General features: G+C 71.5%; 14 protein-coding genes and 3 pseudogenes. 9 read left to right on the top strand and 8 right to left on the bottom strand.

Features of this window, described 5'->3' with window-relative positions; genetic code table 11:
- Together C3488_RS36815 and C3488_RS36810 are read right to left on the bottom strand one after the other, a co-directional pair.
- Window positions 1-294 (bottom strand): annotated as a pseudogene (locus C3488_RS36815) (glycosyltransferase); the annotation flags it as partial.
- Window positions 291-1,007, bottom strand: a complete 717-nt coding sequence (locus C3488_RS36810) for a glycosyltransferase family 2 protein (RefSeq protein WP_374955487.1) — start codon at window positions 1,005-1,007, stop codon at window positions 291-293. The pseudogene C3488_RS36815 and the gene C3488_RS36810, both read right to left, overlap by 4 nt.
- A 116-nt stretch (window positions 1,008-1,123) precedes the next feature.
- Between C3488_RS36810 and C3488_RS36805 the strand changes: the two genes are divergently transcribed.
- Together C3488_RS36805 and C3488_RS36800 are read left to right on the top strand one after the other, a co-directional pair.
- Complete coding sequence (locus C3488_RS36805; RefSeq protein ID WP_258053877.1) at window positions 1,124-1,849, top strand: response regulator transcription factor; 726 nt, start codon at window positions 1,124-1,126, stop codon at window positions 1,847-1,849.
- Window positions 1,839-2,951: a sensor histidine kinase KdpD gene (locus C3488_RS36800; RefSeq protein ID WP_103845211.1), complete on the top strand. Its 1,113-nt coding sequence runs from the start codon at window positions 1,839-1,841 to the stop codon at window positions 2,949-2,951. The genes C3488_RS36805 and C3488_RS36800 overlap by 11 nt, the downstream gene beginning before the upstream one ends.
- 78 nt (window positions 2,952-3,029) lie before the next feature.
- Here the strand turns inward: C3488_RS36800 and C3488_RS36795 are convergent, their stop codons facing one another.
- The 4 genes from C3488_RS36795 to C3488_RS36780 all read right to left on the bottom strand — a co-directional run bounded on the left by C3488_RS36795 (window position 3,030) and on the right by C3488_RS36780 (window position 6,260).
- Complete coding sequence (locus tag C3488_RS36795; protein WP_103845210.1) at window positions 3,030-4,082, bottom strand: NAD-dependent epimerase/dehydratase family protein; 1,053 nt, start codon at window positions 4,080-4,082, stop codon at window positions 3,030-3,032.
- 53 nt (window positions 4,083-4,135) lie between these two features.
- Window positions 4,136-4,753, bottom strand: coding sequence for a hypothetical protein (locus C3488_RS36790; RefSeq protein WP_103845209.1), 618 nt, complete (start codon window positions 4,751-4,753; stop codon window positions 4,136-4,138).
- Window positions 4,754-4,851: 98 nt separating this feature from the next.
- Window positions 4,852-5,256: a hypothetical protein gene (locus C3488_RS36785; RefSeq protein WP_103845208.1), complete on the bottom strand. Its 405-nt coding sequence runs from the start codon at window positions 5,254-5,256 to the stop codon at window positions 4,852-4,854.
- Window positions 5,253-6,260 (bottom strand): molybdopterin-dependent oxidoreductase, encoded by a 1,008-nt coding sequence (locus tag C3488_RS36780; RefSeq protein WP_258053876.1) that lies wholly within the window; start codon window positions 6,258-6,260, stop codon window positions 5,253-5,255. Before C3488_RS36780 ends, C3488_RS36785 begins: the two co-directional genes overlap by 4 nt.
- A 412-nt stretch (window positions 6,261-6,672) precedes the next feature.
- Here C3488_RS36780 and C3488_RS36775 point away from each other — a divergent pair, with 412 nt between their 5' ends.
- From C3488_RS36775 to C3488_RS36765, 3 genes and pseudogenes are all read left to right on the top strand, one after another.
- Window positions 6,673-7,437 carry a GNAT family N-acetyltransferase gene (locus tag C3488_RS36775; protein WP_103845206.1) on the top strand — a complete coding sequence of 255 codons (765 nt, stop codon included), beginning with the start codon at window positions 6,673-6,675 and terminating at the stop codon, window positions 7,435-7,437.
- A gap of 96 nt (window positions 7,438-7,533) precedes the next feature.
- On the top strand, window positions 7,534-7,758 hold the full coding sequence (gene infA, locus C3488_RS36770) for a translation initiation factor IF-1 (RefSeq protein WP_103845205.1): 225 nt from the start codon (window positions 7,534-7,536) through the stop codon (window positions 7,756-7,758).
- 102 nt (window positions 7,759-7,860) lie between these two features.
- Window positions 7,861-7,980: pseudogene (locus C3488_RS36765) on the top strand (hypothetical protein); the annotation flags it as partial.
- Between the two features lie 69 nt (window positions 7,981-8,049).
- On the opposite strand, the pseudogene C3488_RS36760 reads toward C3488_RS36765, so the two are convergent.
- Together C3488_RS36760 and C3488_RS36755 are read right to left on the bottom strand one after the other, a co-directional pair.
- Window positions 8,050-8,955 (bottom strand): annotated as a pseudogene (locus tag C3488_RS36760) (aminoglycoside phosphotransferase family protein); the annotation flags it as partial.
- A 354-nt stretch (window positions 8,956-9,309) separates the two neighbouring features.
- On the bottom strand, window positions 9,310-9,993 hold the full coding sequence (locus C3488_RS36755; RefSeq protein ID WP_258053875.1) for an IMP cyclohydrolase: 684 nt from the start codon (window positions 9,991-9,993) through the stop codon (window positions 9,310-9,312).
- Between the two features lie 274 nt (window positions 9,994-10,267).
- Between C3488_RS36755 and C3488_RS36750 the strand changes: the two genes are divergently transcribed.
- The 4 genes from C3488_RS36750 to C3488_RS36735 form a co-directional block, all read left to right on the top strand.
- Window positions 10,268-12,340 (top strand): SpoIIE family protein phosphatase, encoded by a 2,073-nt coding sequence (locus tag C3488_RS36750; RefSeq protein ID WP_103845204.1) that lies wholly within the window; start codon window positions 10,268-10,270, stop codon window positions 12,338-12,340.
- A 187-nt stretch (window positions 12,341-12,527) separates the two neighbouring features.
- Window positions 12,528-13,439 carry an NAD-dependent protein deacetylase gene (locus tag C3488_RS36745; RefSeq protein WP_103845203.1) on the top strand — a complete coding sequence of 304 codons (912 nt, stop codon included), beginning with the start codon at window positions 12,528-12,530 and terminating at the stop codon, window positions 13,437-13,439.
- A 259-nt stretch (window positions 13,440-13,698) separates the two neighbouring features.
- A complete protein-coding gene (locus tag C3488_RS36740) occupies window positions 13,699-13,902 on the top strand; it encodes a cold-shock protein (protein ID WP_103845202.1) in 204 nt (67 codons plus the stop codon).
- Between the two features lie 88 nt (window positions 13,903-13,990).
- On the top strand, window positions 13,991-14,515 hold a 525-nt coding region (locus C3488_RS36735; RefSeq protein WP_146068005.1), incomplete at its 3' end, for a DEAD/DEAH box helicase.

Raw genomic sequence — 14,515 nt, 5'->3', positions numbered from 1 at the left:
GAAGGCGGCGGCGATCCGCTCGTCGAGGCCGCCCGGCGCCTGGGGCAGGACCTCGAAGCCGGGGGGCAGCCAGGGACCGCGGGCTCCGTCGAGGACCAGCACGCGGCGGCGGGCGGGGACCTGGAGCATGGTGTTGAGCGTGTCGGTCAGCGCGGCCTCGGCCAGGGCAGCCGCCTCCTGCGGGGTGTAGGGCGGGGTGAGGCGGGTCTTGACACGCCCGGGCACCGGCTCCTTCGCGATGACCAGCAGGGTGTGCGAGCCCGCGGTCGTGGTGGTCGTGGTGCGGGCGTTCATCGGACGCCTCCCGCGATCCCGGCGCCGACGGCCGGGGCCGCGTACGGCGGCTCGGCCAGGACGGCGCGCATGTCGCGCACGGCCTGCCAGGTGCCGCGCCAGGTGCCCGTGACCTTCGAACGGCCCGTACGAGGTCGGTAGGGCACGTCGGTCTCCGCCACCCGCCAGCCGGCGTCGGCGGCGCGGACCACCATCTGCAGCGGGTAGCCGGAGCGCCGGTCGGTCAGGTCCAGGGCCATCAGCGCTTCCCGGCGGGCGGCGCGCATCGGGCCCAAGTCGTGCAGGCGCACGCCGGTGCGGCGGCGGACGAGACGGGCCAGCTCCAGGTTGGCCAGCCGGGCGTGTACGGGCCAGGCACCGCGGGCGGTGGGGCGGCGACGGCCCAGGACCAGATCCGCTGCGCCGTCGAGAACAGGGCCGGCGACGGTCGGCAGCAGGCCGGGGTCCAGGGAGGCGTCGCAGTCGCAGAAGCAGACGACGTCGGCCGTGGCGGCGGTGAGGCCCGCGTGGCAGGCGGCGCCGAAGCCGCGCCGCGGCTCGCTGACCACGTGCGCACCCAGGCCGCGGGCGATGTCCGGGGAACCGTCCGTGGAGCCGTTGTCGACGACGATCGCGCGCCAGCCGGGCGGCATCCGCTCCAACACCCACGGCAGGGCCTCGGCTTCATCGAGGCAGGGCAGCACGACGTCCACAGAAGAGGGGGATGTCTCGATCACCTCACTCACAGTACGGACGCAAAACAGGCATAAAGGATGTCGCCTCCTTACGGATCGCTGACGTCGTTCGGTGCGTCGGTTCCCCGCGGGACCCTGGTGCGAGACTCGGTCGGGTGAAACGCGTACTTGTCGTGGACGACGACCCGACCGTCTCCGAGGTCGTCGCGGGATATCTGGACCGGGCGGGCTTCGCCGTCGACGTGGCCTTCGACGGCCCGGCTGCCGTGTCTCAGGCCGCCTCCCGCCAGCCCGACCTGGTGGTGCTGGACCTGATGCTGCCCGGCATGGACGGGCTGGAGGTCTGCCGCCGCATCCGTGCGGCCGGCCCCCTCCCGGTGATCATGCTGACCGCGCGCGGCGACGAGGAGGACCGCATCCTCGGCCTGGAGGTCGGCGCGGACGACTACGTGACCAAACCGTTCAGCCCCCGGGAGCTGGTGTTGCGGGTGGAGTCCGTGCTCCGCCGGGCCGGCACGTCCACGGCCCTCCGGTCCGAGACGGCGGAGCCCTGGCTGCGCGCCGGCCCGCTCGCTCTGGACCCCACGGCCCGCCGCGCCACCCGTGACGGCTCCGAACTGGCTTTGACCATCCGCGAGTTCGATCTGCTGGAGTTCTTCATCCGGCACCCCGGGCAGGCCACGAGCCGGGAGCAGCTGATGCAGCAGGTCTGGGGCTGGGAGTTCGGCGACCTGTCGACCGTCACCGTGCACGTGCGGCGGCTGCGCGAGAAGATCGAGGACGACCCGGCCCACCCTCGCCTCATCAGCACGGTCTGGGGCGTCGGCTACCGCTTCGACCCTCCCCGGTCACAGGAAGCCGAGGCAGGACATGGTCGGTGACACGCTCCTCATCGCGCTGTACGCCGCGATCGGCGCGGGGGGCTCCGGACTGCTGGGAGCGGCGGCCCTGCGGGCGCTGCGCAACCGGTCCGTCGCCGCCTCCCTGGTCGTGGTCGCCGCCGTCACGGTGGCGGCCATGCTCGCCGGAACCATGCTGGTGTCGTGGGCGATGTTCCTGTCCGACCACGACCTGTGGGTGGTGACGATGGTGTGCGCCATGGCAGCGGTCGTCTCGCTCGTCGTGACGCTCATCCTGGGCCGCAGCGTCGTGAAGGGCAGTCGGGAGCTGGCCGAGGCCACCCGCGCCCTCGGAGACGACGGCAGTTTCACCCCGCCCACCCTCGCACCCACCGCCGAACTCGCCCACCTCAGCCGCCAGTTGGCTGCCACCAGCGCCAAGCTCGCCGCCTCTCGGGAACGCGAACGGGCCCTGGAAGCCTCCCGACGCGAACTCGTCGCCTGGATCTCCCACGACCTGCGCACCCCGCTGGCCGGTCTCCAGGCGATGACCGAGGCCCTCGAGGACGGCATGGTCGACGATCCCCGCGACTACCACACCCGCATCCGCGCGGAGGTCGGCCGTATGAGCGCCATGGTCAGCGACCTGTTCGAGCTCTCCCGCATCCAGGCCGGTGTGCTCGCTCTGTCCCCCGCCCGGATGTCGGTCTACGACCTCGTCGGCGACGCCATCGCCGGCGTCGACGCGCTGGCCAAGGAACACGGAGTACGGCTCGTGGGCGACGGAGTCGAACCCGTGCCGGTGGAAGTCGACGGCCGCGAGATGTCCCGCGTCCTTGCCAACCTGCTGGTCAACGCGATCCGCCGGACGCCCGCCGACGGCACGGTCGCCGTCTCGGCCCGCCGTGAGGCCGACAGGGTCGTGCTGTCGGTGACGGACGGCTGCGGCGGCATCCCGCCGGAGGACCTGCCCCGGGTCTTCGACACCGGCTGGCGCGGCACCGACGCCCGCACACCGCCGGCCGGCGCGGGGCTCGGCCTGGCCATCGTGCGCGGCATCGTGGAGGCCCACCAGGGACGCGCGGCGGTGCGCAACGTTCCGGGCGGCTGCCGGTTCGAGGTGCACCTGCCCGCAGCGGTCTGAGGACGACCAGGAAGCAGGACCGCCCGGCGGGAGGTGGCCGGGCCGGTCCTGGCAGGCTCACCCGAGAACCGGACGAGCTCACCCCGCCCGCAGGGCCGCCGCCGCGAATTCCGCCATGCCTTCCGCGAAGGCGACATGCGGCTTCCAGCCGAGCTCGTCGCGCAGTCGCTGCGAGGAGGCGGTGATGTGGCGGACGTCGCCGAGCCGGTACTCCCCCGTGACGACCGGTGTCGGTCCGCCGTGCGCCTCGGCCAGCGCTGCGGCCATCTCGCCCACGGTGTGCGGCTCCCCACTGCCGACGTTGTACGCCCGCAAGCCGCCCTCCGGCAGACCGTCCACACCGTTCAGCGCCGCGAGGTTGGCGCCGGCGACGTCCCGCACATGGACGAAGTCCCGCCGTTGCCCGCCGTCCTCGAAGACGCGCGGGGCCTCGCCGCGTGCGAGCGCCGACCGGAACAGGGAGGCGACACCCGCGTAGGGAGTGTCCCGCGGCATGCCCGGGCCGTACACGTTGTGGTAGCGCAGTGCGGCGACGCGCCCGCCGGTCGCCCGCGCCCACGCGGCGGCCAGGTGCTCCTGCGCCAGCTTGGTGGCCGCGTAGACGTTGCGTGGATCGGCCGGGGCGTCCTCGCCCACCAGGCCCGCGGCAAGTGGCTCACCGCAGTACGGGCACGGAGGCTCGAAACCCCCCGCTTCCAGGTCGGCCACGAGGCGCGGCCCGGGCCGTACGACGCCGTGTCGCGAGCACTCGTACCGTCCCTCGCCGTAGACCACCATCGAACTCGCCGACACCAGGCGCCGCACGCCGGCTTCGGCCATACCGGCAAGGAGCACGGCGGTGCCCAGGTCGTTGCAGCCCACGTAGTCCGGGGCGTCGGTGAAGTCCTTGCCGAGGCCGACCATCGCGGCCTGGTGACAGACCGCGTCGACACCCTGCAGGGCGTCGGCCACCGCCTCACCGTCACGGACGTCGGCATGCCGCCAGTCCACCCCGTCGGGGATCGGCGGGACCGTGCGGTGGGCGGCGGGCAGCAGCGCGTCGAGGACGCGCACCTCATGCCCACCATCGATGAGGGCGGTGACGATGTGCGAGCCGATGAAACCCGCACCGCCGGTGACCAGGATCAACATGCCACCGAACGTAATGCGGCGCCCCTGGCGGCGGGTCGCCCGGCGCGAGGATGTCAGGGGTTCGTAAGCCTTCCCGGCTCCCGCGCCTGCTCGGTGGGCCGGGACGCCACCGTCAGGAGGGCGAAGGCCACAGCGAAGCCGAGCATGGTCGACACGCCCTTGGGCCAGAAGATGTGGCTGTCGACGAACGACCAGCAGGCGGCGAAGAGGACCACGGCACCCGGCAGCACCCGCACACCGTGCCGCCTCCAGAGCACCACGCACGTGGCGAGCGAGGCCACGGCCAGCCCGTACACCCCGGCCCGGCCCAACTCGTCCCCGGTGGCGAACAGTCGTCCGGTGGCGCCGCGGACGCCGTCGTCCGCCACCGTGCCGGCGGCGATGCCGGCCACCGCGTCGAGTCCCGAGTAGTACGCGGCGAAACAGAGACATCCCGCCCAGGAGACCACCGTCAAGGCCCCGTCCGCATCACGGCGCGGCCTGCCCCACAAGGGGGCCACCAATCCGAGCACGAGGAAAGGGAAGACAGGCAGCAGGGCGATGTGCAGTCCGGCCCAGTGACCTGCCGTCGCCGCCGTCAGATCCCGGGGATGCAGCAGACCGGCGGCGGCCAACGACAGCGGAGCGGCGGTCACCAGGACCGTCACGCGACAGGTACGGAGGAATCGCATCCGGTCACGCTAGGCGGCCGCCCCGGTGCTCCACCGCTTCCGCCCGCGACGCGTAAGACACCCGTAAGACCGTTTGCCCTTCGGCCGGATGAGGCACGTCACCCGCCAGGCCGCCGGCGAGCGCGCCCCAACGAGCGCACGGCCAGCCAGAGCACCGTCACCGTGGCCACGGCCACCAGTGCGATCAGCCAGTTGCGCGGATAGTCCAACGGCAGCACCGACGAGTTGACCTTCTTGCCCGGCCGCAGCAGCACGGGCAACGCCACCATGGTCGTCGCACCCGCGACCAGTAGGGCCCCGCGGACCGATCCGCGCGCAGCGCCGCGCACCAGCAGCAGCCCGATCAGCAGCACGGCCGGGGCGATCACCAGATCGTGCAGGACGACCGCCCCACCCAGCCACACCAGCACACCCGCCAGGTCGCGGACGTCCATCAGCAAGAACGCCCCGACCCCCATGAGTGCGACACCCGCCGTACCCGCCAGCGCGCGCAGCACCTTCATGCCGACACCTCCAGTCCGCCGACCCACTTGGTCTGCAGAACGCCCGGCCGATCGGGAGCGATGAGCCGCGCCGGGTAACCGTGGTCCGGGTCGAGTTCCTCGCCGTTCAGGCGCAGGGCCAGCAGGGTCAGCGGGTCACGGGCGTGCTTGTGCCCCATCTCCGACACCCGGTAACCGCCCCTCGACTCCAACGACACCACCCGCACCCGCGCATGTTCCGGCGCACCGGCACGCTCCAGCAGGTCCCTGACCCGTACGCCGGTCCAGCGCGCCGACTTGCTCCAGCCCTCGACACAGGCGATCGGCAGCTCGACCTCGTGCTGTGGCAGGGCGCGCAGCTCGTCCAAAGTCAGGGTGTACGACTGCGGGCCGGCCACCACCAGGCGGTACGCCACGGCAGTGATCCCGCCGACTCCCGCAGCATCGGCAGTCCGGTTGACCGGCAGTTCCTGCGGGCCTGTGTCCGGGTGGCGGGGTGCGAACAGCAGGAACTCCTTCAGCGGGGTGAAGGACTGGCCCACGGTGGTCAGTGTGACGACCCCGACAGCGGCGCCCACCGCTGCCAGCAGCGAGCGTCGGTCGGGGCCGTCCTGCGCGGGCAGGGCGAGCGTCCCGGGCGACCGGCGAGCCCAGTGCGCCTTGATCTCCGGCGCCTTGACCGCGATGTGCAGCAGCAGCGCCCCGACGACCAGCCACGCCACCGCGTAGTGCACGGGCACGAACGAGAACGGCCAGGGGTACCACTGCGCCGTGTTCAACAGCCCGGTCGCCAGCTCGAAGACGGCACCGGCCACCAGCACCCCGACGGACAGCCGCTCCAGGGCGTGCCTGACCGACCGCACCAGCGGCCATTCGTACAACCGCGGATATACCGTCCACAGCTTCGCCAGCAGCAACGGGACCGCCGCGATGCCCGAGGCGACGTGAAGCCCCTGAGTGAGCCGATAGCCCCACGCCGGGCGGCTCGGGACGCTGTCGGCCAGCCAGCCCGGCGGGTGTTGCATGAAGTGACTGACCAGTCCGGTGACGAAGCAGAGGGCGAACGCCACCCCCAGCCACCGGCCGACGGAGGTCGCCGTGCGGGCGTCGTGCAGTCTGCCCTTGAAACCGGCGGAAGGAGACCCAGTTTCATGCCCTCCATCCCACTCGGCGCCTGCCCGTCACGGAACCATCGAACTCTTACGGAACACGGACATTCCGTTACGGCGGGAGCGTCCCGTACGGCGGGCGGAAAAGCGTTGGGCGGGATGATGACCCAGCTGGTAGCTTGCGGTTGACCGTGACGTCACCGGAGGAGGTGGGACCCGTGAACGCTGTATCGAGGTGGGTGCTCCCCCTTTCCGTCACGGTGTGCGACTGACCCAGGTGTCGTCGGGAGCGCCTCTCCAACAAGGCACTCCTGAAAGGCGAACACCTATGAACACTGTGATGATCACGCGGGTCGCGGAGGCGCAGTGGGAGGCCGTGGCCGACGATCGAGTCGTCGGCCAGGGCGATGTCTCGCACCGGCCCGACGGGCGGCTCTTCATCAGCATCGACGTGTGGCAGGACGCGGTCTTCGACCAGCTCGCCGCCGCGATGCTGGCGGACTTGCCCGAACCCCTCCACACCTTGGTCGGCGAGGCCGACCACGACCTGAGGTCGAGCTGGGAGCGGCTCGGCTTCACCGTCGGACGCCGTGAGTGGGAGTACGTCCTGCCCACCGACTCGCGCGAAGCCGCGCTCGGCGCGCTGCAACTCCCGGCGGGCGTGACGATCCTGCCCGCCGGCGAGGCGGACGAGACTCTGCTGCGCGCCTTGGACCGCGCGATTCGCGAGGAAGTCGAGGCCACCGTCGGCTGGCGCACCATGCCGGCCGAGGTATTGCCCCGCCCGGCCGGGTCCACGCTGGTGGACCCGTCGAAGTACGCGGTCGCGGTCCGAAACGGTGAGTACGTCGGTCTGGTCCGGGTCGTGCCGGTGCGCCGCCGGGCGCGTATCGGGCTGATCGCGACACGGGCCGATCAGCGCCGACACGGCATCGGACGGGTGCTGCTGGCCCACGCGTTGGGCGCACTGCACCGGGACGGGATCGACTCCGCCTGGGCCGAGGTGGACGAATCCAACGCCGCGGCGATCGCGCTGGTCGAGGGCGTCGGCGCCCGGCGATCGAGCAGCTACCTGGAACTGGTGCGCCACTGACGCCTGCCACGCACCGAAACGACCCGACCGACCACCGACCACCGACCGACACCCGACCGACTCCACCCGACTCACCGAATCGAGAAGCGAGACACATTGGCAAGAACAGCGAAGGGCCTGGAAGTCGAGGGCACCGTCCTCGAATGCCTGCGCAACGCCACCTTCAAGGTGGAGCTGCAGAACGGGCACCACGTGCTCGCGCACATCAGCGGAAAGATCCGGAAGAACTACATCAAGATCCTCCCGTTCGACCGCGTGGTCGTGGAGCTCAGCCCCTATGACCTGACCCGCGGCCGGATCATCTACCGGTACCGGGCCTGATCAGCGGGAAGCGCGCGCCCGGGAGACCCCGGGCGCGCGCTTCCGCAGCCGTTGCCGCGAGTCACGGTAGGCCTGGTCAGGTCGGTGCACCTGCACACCTCGATGCGGGCTCGATCGGGGCAGGGCCACCCGCTCCCCCACCTGGACGAGCCGCTGGGGGCCATGCACGGCCGCCTTCGGCACGCGCACACGCGGGCATGGGCGGCCAGGATCGCTTCGTTCGACGGGTTCGTCATGGTGACCCCCGAGTACAACCGCTCCTTCCGGCGCTCGGGAGCCGGGGCCGTGGGCCGTCGCGGTGAGGCGTCGCAGCGCGGCCTGGGCGGGTGGGCCCCAGGTGCGCTTGCCACCCGGACGGCCGTGGACGCCTGCCTCTCCGATGAAGATGCAGGCGAGGGCTTTCAGCACCGCCCAGCCGCGGGCGCGGCGTCGGGTCGCTGCGTCCGGGGCCGGCCGATAAGCATCGTGGAAGCAGCCGGCGGCGCCGTCCGGCAGCAGTAGCCACGCGGCGGCGAGATCGCAGGCCGGATCGCCCGCGAAGAGGTCGCCGAAGTCGATCACGCCGCAGAAGGTGCCGTCCGCGGTGAGGACGTTGGCCGGATGCAGATCGCCGTGAACCCACAGTGCCGGCCCCGTCCAGTCGGGCGCGGTGACGGCGTCTTCCCAGACCGCGCGGACGGCGTCCGGGTCGGGGATCAGCCCCAGTTCGGCGGCCGAGGCCAGTTGCCGGGCGAACCCCTCGGCATGTTCGGCCAGCGGCCCCCCTCGGTCGCGGCCGGCCGGAGCCCCTTCGGGGGCAGGCCGGTGAAGAGCCGTCAGGAAAGCGGCCAGGGTGCCGGCCGCCTCCGCAGCGCGCGTGGCGGGGGCACGATCGGCGGGCGTTCCCGGCACCCAGGTGGTGACGATCCAAGGCCGCGGAAACCGCTCGGAGAGCTCGCCGAGGCGCTGCGGGACGGGGACCGGCAAGGGAAGACGCGGGGCGAGAGCGGGAAGCCACTCGTGCTCTTTGCGCAGCAGCGCGTCCGCGGACAACGTCGCCCAGGGCAGCCGTACGGCGAGATCTTCGCCGAGCCGCTACAGCTGGTTGTCCCAGCCACGCGCGCCGAGCCGCGAAGGGAGACCGGCCAGGTCCGGGTGCTGGTCGTGCAGCAGATCCCGGACCAGCTCAGCGGTGATCTCGATCTCGGCATGGGTCACGCGGAGCCACGATAGCCAGACGGGTGCGCTCGGTTGTCGGGGTGCCCGCAAGCGGCTGGATCCCGCCTTCCGACGGGCCGATCCGGAAGTCCCGGGGAACCCGACCCGTTCCTGCACGCGCATGTGTGGCCGTGATTCGACTGGGAGCCGGGCGATCCCACTCCGCGCCACACCCGCGACGCGGAGCTGCCCGGGCGGCCAGTGCTCCAGCCACGACGTCGGCGCCGGTGCCGTCGCCCGTAAAGGCCGGGCAGCACATCGAGGTCCGTTCGGTCGCCGTGCACTGCGGCGGAGTCCTTCGCGATGAGCGACGCTTACGGGCCGCCTGCCCGCTGGGCCGAGCGGGGGTCCGGATCACGCTTGCAGGATGTCGACCCGGTCGAGCCTGCCGGGCTCGAAGACCGCAGCAGCGATCCGAAGGTCGGGCCGGAGCGCCGACCAGAGTTCTTCCAACAAGGCGCTGCGGTTGTCGGCTGTCGTACGCACCTCGTGGAACGGGGTTCCAGTGGCGATGGTGTGGCCGTCGGACCGGTAGGTCGTCATGAGGATGCCCTCACCGGGCTCGAGGTTCGACACCTGCAAGGTCATGCGGTCGGTGGAGGCGCGGTCCAGGCTGCTGCGGCGCGCAGCGCCGAACCACGCGTCGGCCCCGGTGGGCCCGCCCGCGATCACGGTGAGGCGCGGGGTGAAGATCGGCGGGTCCGGTTCGTAGTCCAGTCCGCCGAGCGCCAGCGGCAGGGGCAGACCGCCGGCGACCCGGTCGGCGACGGTGGCGACCTGTTCTCCGTTGCCGAAGACCAGCCATTCTCCGCTCTGCCGAGCCGCGGCGTAGTGACGCAGGTGGTCATGCTCGCGTTCGTCGGCGGGTGCGACGACCAGGTCGCCGTGGACGTCGAGGGAGAGCAATCGCGCACGTGATGCGGCGCTTCGCCCTGTCAGGAAGTAGGCGCCGAGCTGGGAGCCGTCGACAGTTCTGCACCACAGGACTCCGCGTCCGGGATAGCGGTTCTCCTCGAGCACCTTGTTCAGCTGGTCCACGGTGTGGTCCGTCCTTCCTGCCTTCTCGTCCGTGCGGGGAAGCTACCGCCGCCCTCGGACACCGGCGCGGGCGGGTCCGGCGGCCGTTTCAGCGTCCGCGAGAAGGACGGGGACACCGCTTGGGGCCACGCTCTCCTCCATCGCCGCACCCCGTCCGGTCCCGGACCGCCGGCCGATCCAGAATGTGCCGCCTCGGCCTGGGGCGACTATGAAGGGAGGCAGCGGCCACGCTTCGGTGCGATCCGGGGTACAGAGTGGGGCAGGAGGTCGGCGCATGGGCACATTGGACTCGTCCAGAGCAGGCCGGGACCAGCCGGTGGCCAGTGCTGCCGCCCCACCGAGCGGTCTGCTCGACCTTCTGAGCGTCGCGGCCGTGGTGCTGGACGCGAACGGTCGGGTGGTGTTCTGGAGCCCCAAGGCCGAGGAGCTGTTCGGCTACACCGCGGCGGAGGCGCTGGGCCGGTTCGCCGCGCGGCTGATGGTCCATGAGGAGCACTGGGACGAGGTGATCAAGCTTTTCGCCGAGGTCATGGAGTCGGGCGCCGACTGGGCCGGGGCGTTCCCGATCCGGCACAAGGACGGCAGCACCCGCCTGGTGGAGTTCCGCAACATGCGGCTGCTGGACGACCGCGGGGAGACGTATGCCCTCGGCCTGGCCGCGGACCAGGCGACGGTGCGTCGGGTGGAGCGGGACGTCGCCCTGACCTCGCGCCTGGTGTCCCAGTCACCGATCGGGCTGGCCATCCTGGATACGGAGCTGCGTTACGTGACCGTCAATCCGGCTCTGGAACGCATCACTGGCCTGCCCGCCGCCGAGCGGGTGGGCCGGCCGGCCGGGGAGGTACTGACCTTCCTGGACAGGGGGAATGTCGAGACGCGTTTCCGCCGTGTCCTCGAGTCGGGGGAACCAGTCGTGGACCGGCACATCGTCTGCCACCCCCCAAATGATCCCGATCATGAGCATGCCTGGTCCGTCTCCTACTACCGGCTGGAGGATGCCGCCGGGCGGGTGCTGGGCTTGGCGTATTTCGTCATCGACATCACCGAGCGTCACCGAGCCGCCATCGACGCGGCACAGGCACGACAGCGCCTCGCCCTGATCGCCAAGGTCTCCGCCTCGGTGGGCACCACCCTCGATCTGGAAACGACAGCGCATGAGCTGGCGGAGGCCGTCATACCCGATCTGGCCGACATGGCCACCGTCGACGTACTCCACAGCCTGCTCTACGGACGGACCGTGCCGGACGCGGGTCCGACGCGCTTCCGTGTGCTCGCCATCGGTGCGGCCCACCCGACAGATGCGGTCCGCGCGGTCGGCCCACCCGGGGGACTCGCCACCTACGGCAGCGACCGCCTCATCACCCAGTGCGTCCGCACCCGCAAGCCGGTCCTGGTGCCCCACACCACCCCCGGCGATCTGCGGCGCATCGCCCGCGACAGCGAGGCCGCCTCCCTCCTGGCGGCGGCCGGTGTGCACTCCTACCTGGCCGTACCGCTCGTGGCCCGCGGTGAAATCCTCGGCGCCATCGCTCTCAAGCGCACGCACAACCCCGCGCCCTTCGACGACGACGACGTCTTCCTCGCCTGCGAGGTGGCCTCCCGCGCGGCGGTGTGCATCGACAACGCCCGCGGGTACCAGGCCCAGCGTCACGCGGCGCTCACCCTTCAGCGGAGCCTGCTCCCCGAGCCCCCGTCGCACCTGCCCGGTCTTCGGATCGCCTGCCGCTACCAGCCCGCCGGCGCCACGAGCGAGGTGGGCGGCGACTGGTACGACGCACTACCCCTGCACGCGGGCAAGACCGCCCTGGTCGTCGGCGATGTCATGGGCAGCGGCATCAACGCCGCCGCCACCATGGGTCAGCTCCGCAGCGCCACCCGCGCCTTCGCCGAACTCGACCTCGCCCCCGCCGAAGCCCTCCGCCACCTCGATCACCTGACCGAGAGCGTCCAGCAGACCATCACCACCTGCGTCTACTGCGTCTACGACCCTGACAACGGCCAGTGCCACATCAGCCTCGCCGGCCACCTGCCCCCGGCCCTGCTCCGTCCCGGCCGGCCTGCGGAGCTCCTCGATCTGCCGACCGGTGTGCCGCTCGGCGTCGGAGGCGTGCCCTTCGAGACCACCACCATCGCCTTTCGCCCCGGCGATCAGCTCACCCTCTACACCGACGGCCTGGTCGAAACCCGAAGCGAACCCATCGACGCCCGGTTGGGCACCCTACTGGGCGCCCTCACGGAGGTGCGCGGCTCGGATCTGGGAGAAGTCTGCGACCGCCTCCTGGACGTCCTCCGGCCGCCCGGCGGCGAGGACGACGTGGCTCTGCTCGTCGCCCGAGCCCAGAGCTGAGGGATCACGGCGTGCCGGCTGCGCGGCTCCAAGCAGCTGCGCCGCGGGCGTGCTCCGGCAGCGTTGACGGGGGTGCCAGGGTCCTGGACCGCTCCACCTCCTCCCGCACCGGTCCTCGCCGTGCACGGGGCGCCGTCCCGCTGATCGCGCGAACGACTGAATGCGCTCCGTTTCGTACCCTGGTGACATGCGCATGCGCCCCACTCTGAGCTGGACGCCGACCGAGGACCTGCCGCCGGGTACCACGAATGTCGAGCCGATCGCCGAGGCACTGAGCACCGGCGGTGTGCTGGTGCTCAGCGGTGCGGGCATCTCCACGGAGTCGGGCATCCCGGACTACCGGGGCAAGGGTGGGAGCTTGAGCCGGCACACCCCGATGACCTACCAGGACTTCACCGCCAGCGCCCAGGCCCGGCGCAGGTACTGGGCGCGCAGCCACCTCGGCTGGCGCACCTTCGGCCGCGCCCGCCCCAACGCCGGGCACCGGGCCGTGGCCGCGTTCGGACGGCACGGCCTGCTCTCGGGTGTGATCACCCAGAACGTCGACGGCCTGCACCAGGCCGCGGGCAGCGAGGGCGTCGTGGAACTCCACGGAACACTGGACCGCGTCGTCTGCCTCTCCTGCGGCGCCTTCAGTCCGCGCAGCGAACTCGCCCGGAGACTGGAGGAGGCCAATCCGGGCTTCGAGCCGGTGGCCGCGGGAATCAACCCGGACGGTGACGCCGACCTCACCGACGAACAGGTCGGGGACTTCCGCGTCCTGCCCTGCACGATCTGCGGCGGCGTCCTCAAACCGGACGTGGTGTTCTTCGGCGAAGGCGTTCCGCAGCAGCGGGTCGAGCACTGCCGCGAGCTGGTCCGTGAAGCCGCCTCGCTGCTGGTCCTGGGCTCCTCACTCACGGTGATGTCCGGGCTCCGGTTCGTCCGCCAGGCGGCCCAGGCCGGGAAGCCGGTGCTGATCGTCAACCGGGATCCGACCCGGGGCGACCGACACGCCCTGACCCGGGTCGCGCTCCCGCTGGGATCGGCCCTCACCACCGTGGCCGGCCGCCTGCGCATCCCCACCGAGGACCAGGCGGCGGCCTCGGCGGAGTCGTGACGGCGGCGGGGCGTCACCGCGCCCCCGAGTGGAGGAGAAGGCGAGGCCAGGCGAACGTCACGATCAGCGAGTGCCCTGAGAGACCCCGACGCGCGCCTCGGTCGTCCACCAAGGGCCGCCGAACCGTGCTAGAGTCTCGGTGTTGCAGTTGTGGTACCCATGAACCCATGTGCGCCTGACGGGAATGTTTCTCCTTCAGGCGCATTATTTGTTTTCCGGCACCTCCGGATGGGGCCTCTGCCTACAGAAGGAAAAGGTCATGGCACAGGGAACCGTTAAGTGGTTCAACGCCGAAAAGGGTTTCGGCTTCATCCAGCAGGACGGCGGCGGCCCCGACGTCTTCGCGCACTACTCGAACATTCAGACCCAGGGCTTCCGTGAGCTCCAGGAGGGCCAGCGGGTCTCCTTCGACGTCACGCAGGGCCAGAAGGGCCCGCAGGCGGAGAACATCCTCCCCGCCTGATCGCCGGACGCGTATCCGCTCACCGGGGTCCGCACCGCCATGGTGCGGACCCCGGTTTGTGCTGTTTTCCAGGAAGGCAGACAACTGCATGCCCCGTAGGCCCCAGAAGCCGAACCGGCGTACCTCGTCATCCCCGCCGTCCCCGTCGTCCCCGAGGGAATTCCGGCTGCCGGAAAGCACGACACCCGCACTTCCCGCCGTCGAGGACTTCGCCGGTCTGGACATGCCCGAGGGGCTGCTGAAGACCCTCACCGCACAAGGCGTGACCACCCCCTTTCCCATCCAGGCCGCCACGCTGCCCAACTCACTGGCCGGCCGTGACCTGCTGGGACGGGGACGCACCGGCTCCGGCAAGACCCTCGCGTTCGGGCTGGCGCTCCTGGCCCGCACGGCCGGACTGCGCGCGGAACCCAAGGCACCCCTCGCCCTCGTCCTGGTGCCCACCCGTGAACTCGCCCAGCAGGTGGCGGACGCGCTGACCCCCTACGCGACGGCCGTGAACCTCCGGTTGGCCACCGTGGTCGGCGGGCTGTCCATCACCAAGCAGGCCGGTGCGCTCCGACGTGGCGCGGAGGTGGTCGTGGCGAGTCCCGGCAGGCTCAACGACCTCGTG

The organism is Streptomyces sp. Ru72 (assembly GCF_002920635.1).
Lineage (GTDB): Bacteria > Actinomycetota > Actinomycetes > Streptomycetales > Streptomycetaceae > Streptomyces.
This window is presented reverse-complemented; position numbering and strand designations above follow the sequence as displayed.

Excerpts from the sequence above, each read along its gene's own strand:
- C3488_RS36740 (WP_103845202.1), top strand. The coding sequence starts at position 13,699 with ATGGCACAGGGAACCGTTAAGTGGTTCAACGCCGAAAAGGGTTTCGGC.
- C3488_RS36745 (WP_103845203.1), top strand. The coding sequence starts at position 12,528 with ATGCGCATGCGCCCCACTCTGAGCTGGACGCCGACCGAGGACCTGCCG.
- C3488_RS36750 (WP_103845204.1), top strand. The coding sequence starts at position 10,268 with ATGGGCACATTGGACTCGTCCAGAGCAGGCCGGGACCAGCCGGTGGCC.
- C3488_RS36795 (WP_103845210.1), bottom strand. The coding sequence starts at position 4,082 with ATGTTGATCCTGGTCACCGGCGGTGCGGGTTTCATCGGCTCGCACATC.
- C3488_RS36775 (WP_103845206.1), top strand. The coding sequence starts at position 6,673 with ATGAACACTGTGATGATCACGCGGGTCGCGGAGGCGCAGTGGGAGGCC.
- C3488_RS36785 (WP_103845208.1), bottom strand. The coding sequence starts at position 5,256 with ATGAAGGTGCTGCGCGCGCTGGCGGGTACGGCGGGTGTCGCACTCATG.
- C3488_RS36800 (WP_103845211.1), top strand. The coding sequence starts at position 1,839 with ATGGTCGGTGACACGCTCCTCATCGCGCTGTACGCCGCGATCGGCGCG.
- C3488_RS36780 (WP_258053876.1), bottom strand. The coding sequence starts at position 6,260 with ATGCAACACCCGCCGGGCTGGCTGGCCGACAGCGTCCCGAGCCGCCCG.
- C3488_RS36790 (WP_103845209.1), bottom strand. The coding sequence starts at position 4,753 with ATGCGATTCCTCCGTACCTGTCGCGTGACGGTCCTGGTGACCGCCGCT.